Origin of the sequence: Flavobacterium sp. HTF, assembly GCF_003105115.1 — a bacterium.
In the GTDB taxonomy this organism is placed as follows: domain Bacteria; phylum Bacteroidota; class Bacteroidia; order Flavobacteriales; family Flavobacteriaceae; genus Flavobacterium.
Genome location: NZ_QETH01000111.1, coordinates 1 through 12,890 on the forward strand (window position 1 = coordinate 1; position 12,890 = coordinate 12,890).

General features: G+C 33.8%; 13 protein-coding genes. 3 read left to right on the forward strand and 10 right to left on the reverse strand.

Going from position 1 to position 12,890, the window contains the following annotated elements; genetic code table 11:
- Positions 1–137 precede the first annotated feature (137 nt).
- A complete protein-coding gene (locus DCO46_RS20260) occupies positions 138–1,526 on the forward strand; it encodes a M20/M25/M40 family metallo-hydrolase (protein ID WP_116754299.1) in 1,389 nt (462 codons plus the stop codon).
- Positions 1,527–1,591: 65 nt separating this feature from the next.
- On the opposite strand, the gene DCO46_RS20265 is transcribed toward DCO46_RS20260, so the two are convergent.
- From DCO46_RS20265 to prmA, 10 genes are all read right to left on the reverse strand, one after another.
- Positions 1,592–1,891, reverse strand: coding sequence for a hypothetical protein (locus tag DCO46_RS20265; RefSeq protein ID WP_116754300.1), 300 nt, complete (start codon positions 1,889–1,891; stop codon positions 1,592–1,594).
- Positions 1,892–1,895: 4 nt separating this feature from the next.
- Positions 1,896–2,348 carry a hypothetical protein gene (locus DCO46_RS20270; RefSeq protein WP_116754301.1) on the reverse strand — a complete coding sequence of 151 codons (453 nt, stop codon included), beginning with the start codon at positions 2,346–2,348 and terminating at the stop codon, positions 1,896–1,898.
- Between the two features lie 82 nt (positions 2,349–2,430).
- Positions 2,431–3,111, reverse strand: a complete 681-nt coding sequence (locus DCO46_RS20275) for a YiiX family permuted papain-like enzyme (protein WP_116754302.1) — start codon at positions 3,109–3,111, stop codon at positions 2,431–2,433.
- Positions 3,112–3,210: 99 nt separating this feature from the next.
- Positions 3,211–4,107: a hypothetical protein gene (locus tag DCO46_RS20280; protein WP_116754303.1), complete on the reverse strand. Its 897-nt coding sequence runs from the start codon at positions 4,105–4,107 to the stop codon at positions 3,211–3,213.
- 19 nt (positions 4,108–4,126) lie between these two features.
- Positions 4,127–4,945, reverse strand: coding sequence for a 3-deoxy-8-phosphooctulonate synthase (kdsA, locus tag DCO46_RS20285; protein ID WP_116754304.1), 819 nt, complete (start codon positions 4,943–4,945; stop codon positions 4,127–4,129).
- Positions 4,946–5,581: 636 nt separating this feature from the next.
- Positions 5,582–6,034, reverse strand: coding sequence for a 2-dehydro-3-deoxyphosphooctonate aldolase (locus tag DCO46_RS20295; protein WP_116754306.1), 453 nt, complete (start codon positions 6,032–6,034; stop codon positions 5,582–5,584).
- A 109-nt stretch (positions 6,035–6,143) separates the two neighbouring features.
- Complete coding sequence (locus tag DCO46_RS20300) at positions 6,144–6,830, reverse strand: lysoplasmalogenase (RefSeq protein WP_116754307.1); 687 nt, start codon at positions 6,828–6,830, stop codon at positions 6,144–6,146.
- 12 nt (positions 6,831–6,842) lie between these two features.
- Complete coding sequence (locus DCO46_RS20305; protein WP_116754308.1) at positions 6,843–8,114, reverse strand: sterol desaturase family protein; 1,272 nt, start codon at positions 8,112–8,114, stop codon at positions 6,843–6,845.
- Positions 8,115–8,179: 65 nt separating this feature from the next.
- Entirely contained in the window at positions 8,180–8,455 is a 276-nt protein-coding gene (locus tag DCO46_RS20310) for an ATP-dependent Clp protease adaptor ClpS (protein ID WP_116754309.1), read from the reverse strand.
- A gap of 37 nt (positions 8,456–8,492) precedes the next feature.
- Entirely contained in the window at positions 8,493–9,326 is an 834-nt protein-coding gene (prmA, locus tag DCO46_RS20315) for a 50S ribosomal protein L11 methyltransferase (protein ID WP_116754310.1), read from the reverse strand.
- A 113-nt stretch (positions 9,327–9,439) separates the two neighbouring features.
- On the opposite strand from prmA, the gene DCO46_RS20320 reads away from it, so the two are divergent.
- Positions 9,440–10,576 carry a hypothetical protein gene (locus DCO46_RS20320; RefSeq protein ID WP_116754311.1) on the forward strand — a complete coding sequence of 379 codons (1,137 nt, stop codon included), beginning with the start codon at positions 9,440–9,442 and terminating at the stop codon, positions 10,574–10,576.
- Positions 10,536–12,872: a hypothetical protein gene (locus DCO46_RS20325; RefSeq protein WP_116754312.1), complete on the forward strand. Its 2,337-nt coding sequence runs from the start codon at positions 10,536–10,538 to the stop codon at positions 12,870–12,872. The genes DCO46_RS20320 and DCO46_RS20325 overlap by 41 nt, the downstream gene beginning before the upstream one ends.
- The last annotated feature ends 18 nt before the right edge of the window (positions 12,873–12,890 follow it).

Below are 12,890 nucleotides of genomic sequence, written 5' to 3' on the forward strand. Positions count from 1 at the left end.
GTAGAAAGTAAATTCGCAATTAGAGGTTTTTTTTTGCGAAAAGCTTTAGGAAAATACCCCTGAGTTGTAAAGAATTTTGTTCCTTTGTCCTGCTTGCAAACAAAGTAAGCAGATAACCCAAAAATGCTATAAAAACCATGAAAAAAACGATTCTTTTAACTGTTTTAGTTTTAAACGGATTGACATCTTTTGCACAGTCAAATGATGAAAAAAACATTAAATTATTCTATAAAAAAGCCCTAACCGAGTCAAAATGTTATACCTGGTTAGAATATTTATCTAATGATATCGGAAGCCGCCTGTCAGGATCTGCAACTGCTGCAGAAGCTGTTCAGTACACTAAAAGCCAACTAGAAAGTTTAGGGCTGGACAAAGTATACCTGCAGGAAGTAATGGTGCCACATTGGGTACGTGGAGAAAAAGAGACTGCTTTTATCTTAGATGGAAAAGCAAAAACAGCTGTGCCAATTTGCGCCTTGGGAGGATCTGTTGCAACTCCAAAAACAGGATTAACAGCAGAAGTTATCGAAGTGCAGGGAATTAATGATCTTGCAGCTTTAGGAGATAAAATAAAAGGAAAAATTGTATTCTTTAACAGACCAATGAACCCTGAAAATATTGAAACTTTTACCTCTTACGGAGCATGTGTTGACCAAAGATTTGCAGGAGCAAAAGAAGCTGCAAAACTTGGTGCAGTAGGAACAATTGTTCGTTCTATGAATTTGCGTTTGGATGATTTTCCTCATACAGGTGCTCAAAGTTATGGTGACTTGCCAAAAGAAAAATATATTCCGACAGCTGCCATTAGTACAAACGGTGCCGAATTGTTGAGTGCAACTTTAAAAAGCAATCCGGCTTTGAAATTTTATTTCAAACAATCTTGCGAAACTTTACCAGACGTTTTATCTCATAACGTAATTGGTGAATTAACCGGAAAAGAACATCCTGAAAATATTATGGTTGTTGGCGGACACCTTGATTCATGGGATCTTGCAGATGGTTCTCACGATGATGGGGCAGGAGTAGTACAGAGTATGGAAGTGATTCGTATTCTTAAAAACCTAAACTATAAGCCTAAAAACACAATTCGTGTTGTTTTATTCATGAATGAAGAAAATGGAGGAAAAGGCGGTGCTAAATACGAGGAAGTTTCTAAGAAAAATAATGAAAACCATATTTTTGCTTTAGAAAGTGATTCAGGCGGATTTAGCCCAAGAGGATTTTCTATCGAAGCTGATGAGACTAATCTTAAAAAAATACAAAGTTACAGAGACTTTTTTGAGCCTTATTTAGTGCACAGTTTTACAATTGGACATGCAGGATCAGATATTAGCCATTTAACTTCTAAAAGCATTGTAAAAGCAGGTTTAAAACCAGATTCTCAACGTTATTTTGACTATCACCATGCAGCAAACGATAAATTTGACGCCATCAATAAAAGAGAGTTGGAGCTGGGTGCAGCAACAATGACAAGTTTATTGTATTTATTAGATCAAAACGGAATAGAAGCTCCTAAAGCAAATTAAGGATTTCTTCAATAAAATTAAAAAGCTGCAGGTTGATTCCTGCAGCTTTTTTGTTTAATGGCAAACTAGGTTACAAGAAAATAATACAATAAAGTAATCGGAATGTTTGAAAGCAATGTCAGGATTTTAACTGCAATATCTTTTCGTTGCCCCGATAGGCGTATGAAATTATCAGTTAAGTGAAAAAGCATAATAGCATTAAGCATAATTGCTGAAACTACAAATGGAGAAGCAGCAACCAAAACATTAGAACTTTCGTTCGAAAGAATATATAAAATGAAAAACAATGTGCTGACTGTAAAAGTCCCAATTGTCAGGTCAATTGACTGTGTTTCGTCGAAAGTATTTTTGTTAATCGTTTTCATAGTTTTAGATATTAAAAGTTTTTTGAATAGATTGAATTGGTAGAAACAACATTTTAGAAAAGTCGAGATAATGAAACGGAAGTGCATGTTTTCCTCTTTTATATTGTTGAATGAAATAATTAATTTGTTTAGGATAAAAAAGCGTTCCCGATAAAATCACCATAAACAGGTACAAACTCCTTTTTCCGTTTCCGAAAAGATAATACTGCATACCAATTTCTTCTGCAACCGAAACTCCGGTATGAGTCAGTACATGAATAATATCGTGGTCTTCCAGTTTTTCCTGAATGTCAAAATGATTACTGTAAAGAAATTTTCCCAGTCCCAGCCCCAGGCTTCCTTCAGGATAATTCAGCAATTGTGTTTTGTCAATATCCCACGGTTTATTTTTTTTAAAATATTTCTGATACGGTTTTTTACTGCATTCGTACAATTTTTCTATAAACTGGTCTCTCATAATTGTTTTTAAAAGTTCTTTGAATTTCAAAGTAAATTAATAAATAAAAAAGCCAATTAGATTATAATTAGCTTTTAGGGCTTTAATAAGTATCTATAACGGTTTTTAATAAATCAGAATCGGCAAGGTTAGAAGGAGCAACCACCTTTTCATCCATTGGAATATCGTTTCCGTATCTTTCTTTTAATATTGCTTTAACCCTTATATCACTAAGATTAAAATCTTTAAGCTCCTGCAGTTTTGATAATTCTATATTAGCCCCGTTTTTATAGATTTTCCATACCAGTTCAGAGCAATAAATCCTGTTATCAGTCCATTCGAAATAAGCATCATATTCTTTACCATCAAATTGCTGACTGTACGCTTTCATTTTTTGTAAAACCTCAGGACTCAAAACAGTATCGTTTTTTAATCTTTTAACTACATATTTATTTCCTTTTCCATGTTTGATCCAGTCTTCAATCGGAGTCAATTTTACAGGCTGAACAGCTTCAAACACAAACCATTTTCCATCAATATCATAGATAATCCCGCAGTGCGAAAATTTTGAATTTGTTGCTATTCGGACCGCTTCGCATTGTTTGGATTCTGAGGTTTGAAAAATAATATCACCATCTTTGAATTTGCTTGTTACTGTTGCTGTCTTTTCCTGCTCATTTCCGGTAAAGGGATTGTTCGGAAAAACTTTTATCGCTACAAACAAAGCACATCCAAAACTCAGGATGAAAGTGATAATCGGAAAGAGGTATTTTTTATTTTTCATTATATATTTTTAAAGTACTTTGAAGTACAAAGTAAATAATAAAAAAAATAGCTGCCAAATAAAATGACAGCTATTTTTGTAAATATATTTTATGAAATATTATACTTTAAAAATTCCTCCAACAGCAATAATTCGTTGGAAATAATAAAAGTGTTGAGAAGCTGTATCGTCACTGCTTGTAGTTGTTCTGATGTCTTTCATGTCAATATAACCACCTTTTAACTCTCCCTGTATATAGAAATGTTTGAAGAAAGTAATGTTCAAACCTGCTTTTGCAGAAACACCATAACCCGAAACATGAAAATCATCATGACGTTCTTTTCCTAAAAGTGTTGTATTGGTTTTAGGATATAAAAGTCCGGCACCCAAACCTTCAGTTAAGTTAATCTGTACTTTATCAATATTTGGAAGATGAAACAATTTAGAAATATCATCAAATCTTGCGACCTCCGTATTAACGTAGTTTAAGCCATCAGTATGTTCATAAATTAAAAAAGGAACACCAGGGTTACCCTTTGGCAAACCACCTTCCTGAGCACCACCCTGAGACATATCTACAGGTGTGTTGTTGTAAACTCCATTGTAAATTGAGCCGGGTTGATCCGCAGGTAAATTGATGTTTCCGGTAACATTTGCAATTTGATTCTGTGTCATTACATATTTCATATGGTCTACACCAATTGTTACACTATAATGATCACTAAAAAAATAACCAAGCCTCAAATTAGTTTGAGGAATTGTCATATTTGCAGGATTCACGTAATCAACGTGCCATCCTTTTGGTTTGTCATGGGCAGCCATATTATCAACTCTGAAGTTGTAATCTTTGCCTTTGAAAGTCACATCAGATTTTGAATAGCTTTCTCTGTTTCCACCCCATGACACGAAGAATTTTCCTTTATTATGAGCTGTGTATTTTTGTACCGGGATTTCGTCCTGAGCAAAAGCGTTTAAAGAAACACAAGCCAGAAAGAAAAATAAAAATTTTGTTTTCAAAGAACTTAAGTATTATAAATTAAAATGAGTTAACTGTTTTTCTGATGGCAACCAATTTGTTCATCAGACCTTCAAAATAGTCTAAATGCAGCATATTGGCACCATCACTTTTTGCGTTTGCAGGATCAAAATGCGTTTCGATAAAAATACCGTCAACACCCACAGCAATACCCGCTTTGGCAACTGTTTCGATCATATCCGGTCTCCCGCCCGTAACACCGGCAGTCTGATTAGGCTGTTGCAAAGAATGCGTAACATCAAGAACTGTAGTGGCATATTGCTGCATAGTAGGAATTCCTCTAAAATCAACAATCATATCCTGATAACCAAACATAGTACCGCGATCTGTAACCACAACATTTTCATTATTACAGTCTAATACTTTTTGTACAGCATGTTTCATGCTTTCCGGGCTCATAAATTGCCCTTTTTTAAGGTTCACAACTTTTCCTGTGTTTGCAGCTGCTACGACAAGGTCAGTCTGGCGTACAAGAAATGCAGGAATTTGCAAAACATCTACATATTGAGCCGCCATATCAGCATCTTCATTGGTGTGAATATCTGTTACAGTAGGAATATGAAAAGTTTCAGAAACCTTTCGTAATATTTTTAAGGCTTTTTCGTCACCAATTCCCGAAAAGCTGTCAATTCTGGAACGGTTTGCTTTTTTAAAAGATCCTTTAAATACATAAGGAATTTGAAGTTTGTCGGTAATACCAACTAATTTTTCAGCAATTCTAAGAGCCATTTCTTCTCCTTCAATGGCGCAAGGCCCTGCCAGTAAAAAGAAATTTCCGCTATCAGTATGCTTAATTTGTGGAATATTTTGTATGTTCATTTGTATAAATTTTGGTAGTGCAAAGGTAGTTATGATTTATGAGTTTGAGATGAAGATTTAAGAAATTTTTATGAAGCTAATCCTGCTATCCGTTCCAATATTTTCCTGTAAAAACATTTTTCCAAAGTCTGTTCTGGAGCTTCTTATGGTCGCTCTGCCCAGTCAGGAAAAAACAAATTTTACAGAAAAATGATTTCTCACTAGGCTTGGTGACTATCAGGGCCAGCCCTCAGTGGAATTAAGAAAATTTAAGTTAATTTTTTCCTTTGTTTTAGAATTAAAATCTAGCTGATTTTATTTTGTTGTTTTTCCTGATATCTTTTAATAAAAAATTGCACTACAATTGTAATTAAAAGCAGGAATGCAAAAAGAAAATTAACGGCAACAATTCCTAACATCACCAACCCACACCTGTTTTGATACTCCGGGTTTTGATTTAAATTTTCCGAAGCAATGTAAACGGATAGTATTGACAGTGGTATTTGTAAGAGTATATTAATTAGTGATACATAGGCAAATTTTAATTGTATCGTTCTTTTGATCGCCTGATATCCAAATATAATCTGAGATAATAAAGGTAATATGAGAAGTATAAAAGGTGAAACTCCGTACATTATAAAAGTTGATTTTAAATTTCTATTCCTTTTTCAGCGCCAATCCCATCGGAACCATCAAAATTCCTTTTTCATAAATATTCAGATAAAGGATAACAGGCTTTTTTTGTCCTTCCCAGGTTAGTTCGTATACATTTAGGAAGCCGGCTCCCATATCACTTCTTTTGGTAGGGAAAGGGCAACACGTTTCCAGACGTTTATATGTTATTTTTTCTCCGTTAGGTCCGGCCAGCGCATTTAAAAAACGGGTTTCGTTTAATGTCTCATCTCTTGTATTTCTATAAAAAATATTTACAGGATAATCAGGATCGTAGCCATATTTCTTATCGTTACTGAATAAAGTAATGGCAAATGTATTGTCTTTCTTCAAAACTAAATCAGGAGCATTATCATCTACATTTTTCAAAGTAGATTTGGTACTGATACAGGAAGTTGCCGAAATAAGTAAAACGATAAAAAGAGCTATTTTTTTCATGTCCAAAGCATATTTTGTATTACAAATGTAAGGTGTAAAACCGGTTTTTTAAAATAATCTACATTAAGAAAATACCGAAAAAGCAATTAAAATAATTGCCCCAACAGGCTTAATTTTCTCTGGTATGATTGTCATTAGAATTCAATTTTAAGATACCAGTTACAATCAGATATTGTGCCACAAGATAAGTTAACATTATAATAAACGAACTTTTTTTAATCGGATTATAGAATTTGTTGACAGCCAGAATACTATCCGAAAGAACAAACACAATTGCACCGATAAAAACATACTGATTGCCCGGTTTTTTCCATGTTAGTAAACCGTTCAAAGCAAAAAATAACATTAATGAAATAACCGATGCATATACAATTACAGGAATTTTTAAATCACCCAAAGCAGGCAGCAAAGCAGATAGCATTCCGGTCAGATAGGCAAGAATTACAACTCCTCCAATTAACAAAAAAGTTTTACTGCTTTTAGTGGTTTTGGTTTGCTTATTAAAGAGAATACAATAAATAATATGTGAAATAAGAAAAGAGACCAGACCTAAAATAAAATAAATCTCGGCAATATCGGCAAATAACAAGATGACATCACCAATCCAGGAAAACAATAAAGCAGTTAAAAGTATGCTTTTTGATGCAAAATCTTTATGAAAATAAACCCCAAATCCTAAAAGCGGAATAAGGATTGGTTTTAGATAAAGATCTAAATATTCATGGCCTGAAAGTAAAATTAGTAGATAAACAATGCTAAAACCCATATAGATTTTAAGAAAGAGAGTATTTTTCATAGGTTTGGGGGATTATGAATTGACAAGTTGATTCTGGGGCGTTTTAAAATCGACGGCAACAAAATATACAGCTGCAAAAAAAGAAAAGGTCAGATAGCCAATAATACTATAATTTGCGAATGAAAAAGTATGATTCAAACCAAACCAGTCGCCATAATACATTATAATTGCAATGGCAATAAGGAAACGAAAACCTTCCCAAAAAACAGCATATTTGCTTTTATCCATCAATTCACTGTAACTGTAAATTGTAATCAGGATAAAAAATCCGTAAACAAAGATATTTGGTAAGCCAATTTTAGCAATATTATCAAATAAGTAGGTGACAAATAAGAGCGTTATTAAAACCTGTGCAACTGACCAGTAGATTAATTTTTGAGAATTTTGAGTGCCATATTTATCAAAATCAAAAACATTCTCAATTTTGTTTACGGGATATAATTCTTCAAAATTTTCCGGACGCCAGCCCGTTGGTTTAAACCAGATAGTAAACTTGTCTTTCCATTTTGGTGCGCGCCAGGCATCTTTGATCAATAAAGTCAAATGCTGAAAATTAATACGGATGGGGTTCCAGGTATTTACCGGTCTTGTAATTCCAAAAACAGGCGGGACATCGTCCAGTTCTTCCTGAAAAGTTCCAAAAAGCTTATCCCAGAAAATAAAAATCTGCGAATGATTTTTGTCTAAATATTCAGGATTGATAGCATGATGTACACGATGGTGAGAAGGAGTAACCAGAATATGTTCAATAAATCCCATTTTTTTGATGTGTTTGGTATGGTACCAAAACTGCAAAAACAAATGAAGCGGCAGCGTAATCGCAATTACGGTAGCAGGAACGCCCAGCAATGCTGCAGGGATAAGCAAAAAAGTAAACAGATTAACCAGGCTGGCAATCGGCTGACGTAAAGCACAGGCCAGATTGAACTCTTCGCTGCTATGATGAATGGCGTGTTTATTCCAAAGAAAATTAATCTGATGTGCCAGTCTGTGGCTCCAGTAGCCATAAAAATCAATTACAAAAAAGGCGATAAAATAAGAGAGAACGTTAGCTTCTAAATGCTGTAAAGCAATTTTTGAAACCATCCATTCGTATGAAATGAAAGTCAGGCTCAGCCCTAACACGTCTTTTACCGAATTGGTAATTCCGGAACTGATACTGGATACACTGTCTATCAAAGGCGCAGTATCGTTCTTTTTATAAATGCCGTATATTTTCTCAATTATAATTAATGCTAAGAAAACAGGCGTTGCAATAATTAATATTTTACCATATTCCTCCATAAAAAAAACATTCAATTTTAATCAAATATAGAATAAAATTGAATGTTTTTTAAATTATTCTCAGTTTAAACGATTTCAGCGCTTAATCCTGCTTCTAAAAGTTGTGTGCACTGAGGCTTTAATTTATCAATTGGGCCTGTTTTTACAGTGCATTTCCCATTATAATGTACGATTAAAGAACATTGTTCTGCCTGTTCTGCAGTATGGCTGCAAACCCGCATTAATGTATCGATTACATGATCAAAAGTGTTTACATCGTCATTATAAACTATGATTTCGTTATTGAAACCTGTGGCTTCTTTTTCCCGAACTCTTTCTCTTACTTTTTCTTTAGTACTCATTTTTTAAGTTTTTTGTACTGTTGTAATTTACTTCTTTCTAATTTACGTATTTTAATGAAACCCAGTTGTTTCTTTGAAACTTTTTAACGTAAGTCAGTCCCTTTTCCGTGCAGGAAGCATCAATAAAAGGAATGTCTTCTTCATAGAAACCGCTCAAAAGCAATAGTCCTTTTGGGTTTAGGCAATCTACATACGCCTGCATGTCGTTCAGTAAAATATTACGATTGATATTTGCAATAATCAGGTCGTATTTTTTTCCTTTCAATAAAGCTGCATCGCCTTCATAAACGCTAATATGTTTACAGTTATTGCGTTCAGCATTTTCAATAGAATTCAGATAACACCAGTTATCAATATCAATAGCATCAATTGGTTCTGCACCTTTCATTTCGGCCAGAATTGCCAGAATAGCTGTTCCGCAACCCATGTCAAGTGTTTTTAAACCAGTAACATCAATTTCCAGTAAGTGCTGGATCATCATATGCGTAGTTTCATGATGACCTGTTCCAAAACTCATTTTTGGTTCGATTACAATATCAAATTCAGCCGTTGTTTTTTCGTGAAAAGGAGCGCGAACATGACATTTTCCATCTACATCAATGGCTTCAAAATTCTTTTCCCATTCCTCGTTCCAGTTTACCTGATCGATTTCTTCAACAGTATATTCAATTTTAAATTCCTCAGATTGCAAAATATAAATGTCATCCAGAATATTCTCATCCCATAAATCTTTCTTCACAAAAGCCGAAATTCCGTTTTCAGTTTCAGTAAAGCTTTCAAATGCTTTTTCGCCCAATTCTGCGATCAAAATTTCAGATCCCAACTCTTTTGGTTCAATTGTAAAATGATACCCTAAATATATATTCGACATAAATAATTTTTTTGCAAAGGTAAGAATACAAAACAGAAGTTGTTTATAAATATTCTATATCGTTAGATTAATTAATGTTAATTTTGAGTTGAATTTGTAAGGGTTTTTAAAATATGAAGAATATCATTTTTATTTTGCTTTTTGTAGTGTTAAGCGGAGCTTCCTGTGAAAAAGAACATGAAGTCGTGCGGTCATTTTGTTTTTGGAAAACAGATTTAAATTTTGAAAAAGAAGATGATTCTTTGATTAAGGATTTGAATGTAAAACACCTGTACGTACGATTTTTTGATGTGGACTGGAATCCGTATGCCAAAGAACCTTTGCCTGTTGCTACCATTAATGATATCAGATTAAATGAAAGTAATCCTGAAATTACACCCAGTATATTTATTACCAACGACGTTGTTTTGCACAGTAATAAAATACAACTGGACAGTCTGGCGGCCAGAATTGCACAGCGCATTCAGATAATTGGTACCAGAATGAATGAAACTAAAGCGGATAAAATTGCAAATGAAATAGTTTACCCGAAGGATTATTATAAAAATAAAAACTTTAAACGACTGAATTACGATTCGATAAAAGCAATAGAATTAGCCAAATTGAAAGTTGATTTTAAAGAAATCCTGATCGATTGCGACTGGACAGAAAAGTCAAAAGAAAATTATTTTTACCTGCTTAAACAAATAAAAAAGAACTCACCAGCTGTCAGCATTGCAGCCACAATCAGGCTTTGGCAATATAAATATGCCGAAAAAGCAGGAATTCCGCCGGTAGATAAAGGTTTATTGATGTGCTATAATCTGAACAAGCCAGACGATTTACAAACCAAAAATTCGATAGGGACCAGCGAAGAACTGGCACAATATATTACACACGATAAATATAGCCTAAAACTTGATATTGCTTTGCCATTGTATAGTTGGGCAGTAGTTTTTAGAGGAAATCAGTTTAAGGGAATTTTATCAGATTATGACCAGCTGCGAAATGATTCTGTTAAATTAAAAAAAGCATCAGACACCAAATATATTCTGCAGGATGATATTTTGGTAGGACAAACCTATTTGCGAAATGGTGATGAAATCAGAATCGAGAAAATTTCAGAAGATGAACTCGGGAAAATGATTTCAATCGTCACCAGTAAAATTAAAATTGACAATCAAACCAAAATAACGTTTTTCTCTTTCGATAAAAAATACATCAACGATTATGGAACCCAAAATATATCCGAGTATTATGCGCGTTTTTAGCAGTTTACTTTTAGCATTAAGCTTTCAGGTTTCTTTTGCCTGCGGTTGGAGCGTTTCGGCCGAAACCAGCAGATTAGTCTTGTTTAAAGCACAACGTGAAGGTTTCTTTAAACTCACACCGTTTTATTATTCAGCAGATTATTACTATTCGACCAATACTGTTTCCGGTGTCGATCAGGAAATGAATTGTCTGGAATGGAAGAAAAAATTAGGGAATACTATTAATCCAAAAGATGTTCACGTTATTTTATACGAAACGGATTCCGAACAATTTGAAGCAGCATTCGAAACCAAATCATTAAAAAAAGTATTCGAAAAAAATACTTTTATAGAAGCGTTGTTATTGCCTAAAAATAAAGCTTTACTGAATTATATATTATTTGCTAAAAAACTGGAATACAATAGCAATACAGATGTAAAATGGGAATCCTGGGAAAAAGTTGGCTATAATAGCAAAGACCATAAACTGGCAGATTTAGAAGATTTTGAAAAGAAAATCAAATCAGCCAAAGATCCTTTCCTGAAACAGCGATACGCCTTTTTAATTCTGAGATACAGCTTTTATGCTCAGGACAAAGAACAGGTAATTCGCTTGTACGATACTTATTTTACAGAAAATAAGAACACTATTTTAGAACCCTGGGCATTGTATTATAAAGCTTTGTGTATTAATAATTTTCCTTTACAAAATTATTTACTGAGTAAAGTTTTTGCGACCTGCGAAGAAAAATCCTTTGCCGTTTTACAACATTATAACTGGAAACTGACAGAAGAAACGCTGGCTTTGGCTCAAAATGATGCAGAAAGAAGCGTCATTTTATCCATTGAAAGTTTCCGAAATCCTGCGCCGGATTTAAAAACGATTGAAGAAGTTTATCAACTGAGCCCGAATAGCATTAATTTGAGTTTTTTGATTGGAAGAGAAATCAATAAACTCGAAGACTGGATTTTCACACCACAATATACCAATAACGGAAGTCCGTCTGTTGTATTTGACGGAGCGAATTGGTATGATGATTATGCAAAGGCAAGAGAAGAAAATCTCAATAAAGACATGCAGCATTTAAAAGCATTAGAATTTTTTCTAATTTCTATCCTGGAGCAAACTTCGGGAGAACAGAAAGATTATGTTACGGCCGCAATTGCACAGCTTTGTTTTATGGATGATCAGATTGACTTGGGTAAAAAATACACCAATATGATTTCTGATAAAGCCAACACGTCCATTCAAATGCAGAAGAATATTCAGCTGGCTTTGGTTTCTTTAAAACAAGATGATTTAAAGGATGAGAAAGTTCAGGACCAGCTTTTTAAATACTTTAATGCAGTTGAAAATCTGGTTGAAACCGATAACGGATTATTCAAGAATTTATATAGTTTGTACCGAATTGCCAGCGCAGATTTTAATAAAAAAGGCGATCGCGTTACCTCAGGATTATTGATGATGAAATCGGATCAAAAAAATGAAGGCGAATATTCTGTTTACAACAATCCTTATTTTTACAGTTACATCGGCTATTTTGACCGAAACGCAACCACTGAAGATATGGATCGCCTGATGGAGCTACAGCAGAAAGAAGATAAAACGCCTTTTGAAAAATACATTTGTTCAGGTACAATCGCAGCAGATGTAAATTATTATAAAGATTTAAAAGGAACAATAGCTTTTAGAAATAATAATTTGGAACTGGCTTATGAAACCTTTTCCGGCATGCCAAAAGATTTCTGGGATAAGAATTATGCTTTTGCGGACTATTTAAACGAAAATCCGTTTACGCCCAAAATCCTGCAAAAAGAAAAAGAACGCAAATTTGATTATCGTTTTAATAAAGCAGATTTTATTGCAAAACTGATTCAGTTAAGAAAACAAAATACGGCAGCAAGCAATTTACAACTGGCACATGCGTATTTTAATGTTTCGTATTTAGGAAATTCCTGGATGATGGTTGCCTACGACTGGACTTCGGGAGAATCGTATGTTGATTATGTTTATGGTGATAATTCTGAAAACGAAAAAGCCTATCAAAAAGGCAATTATTACAGCTTAACAATGGCTAAAATGTATTATGAAAAAGCACTGAAAATGTCTAAAAATAATAACGAAAAAGCGTTAGCCAGTTTAATGATTTTCGAATGTAATTATTATAATCATTACGCCAATTTAGTTTCAACAGAGGAAGAAGAAAAAAATCCGTTTAAGGCAGGGAAGGAGTTGGCTAATTTTTATTCCATTTATAAAACAACGCCCACTTTCAAAAAATACAATTGTCCGTTGTTAGAAGAATTTATAAACTAAATGAAAAGTTCAACATAT

Excerpts from the sequence above, each read along its gene's own strand:
- DCO46_RS20325 (WP_116754312.1), top strand. The coding sequence starts at position 10,536 with ATGGAACCCAAAATATATCCGAGTATTATGCGCGTTTTTAGCAGTTTA.
- DCO46_RS20310 (WP_116754309.1), bottom strand. The coding sequence starts at position 8,455 with ATGAGTACTAAAGAAAAAGTAAGAGAAAGAGTTCGGGAAAAAGAAGCC.
- DCO46_RS20300 (WP_116754307.1), bottom strand. The coding sequence starts at position 6,830 with ATGAAAAATACTCTCTTTCTTAAAATCTATATGGGTTTTAGCATTGTT.
- DCO46_RS20270 (WP_116754301.1), bottom strand. The coding sequence starts at position 2,348 with ATGAGAGACCAGTTTATAGAAAAATTGTACGAATGCAGTAAAAAACCG.
- kdsA (WP_116754304.1), bottom strand. The coding sequence starts at position 4,945 with ATGAACATACAAAATATTCCACAAATTAAGCATACTGATAGCGGAAAT.
- DCO46_RS20320 (WP_116754311.1), top strand. The coding sequence starts at position 9,440 with ATGAAGAATATCATTTTTATTTTGCTTTTTGTAGTGTTAAGCGGAGCT.
- DCO46_RS20265 (WP_116754300.1), bottom strand. The coding sequence starts at position 1,891 with ATGAAAACGATTAACAAAAATACTTTCGACGAAACACAGTCAATTGAC.
- prmA (WP_116754310.1), bottom strand. The coding sequence starts at position 9,326 with ATGTCGAATATATATTTAGGGTATCATTTTACAATTGAACCAAAAGAG.
- DCO46_RS20295 (WP_116754306.1), bottom strand. The coding sequence starts at position 6,034 with ATGAAAAAAATAGCTCTTTTTATCGTTTTACTTATTTCGGCAACTTCC.
- DCO46_RS20275 (WP_116754302.1), bottom strand. The coding sequence starts at position 3,111 with ATGAAAAATAAAAAATACCTCTTTCCGATTATCACTTTCATCCTGAGT.
- DCO46_RS20260 (WP_116754299.1), top strand. The coding sequence starts at position 138 with ATGAAAAAAACGATTCTTTTAACTGTTTTAGTTTTAAACGGATTGACA.
- DCO46_RS20305 (WP_116754308.1), bottom strand. The coding sequence starts at position 8,114 with ATGGAGGAATATGGTAAAATATTAATTATTGCAACGCCTGTTTTCTTA.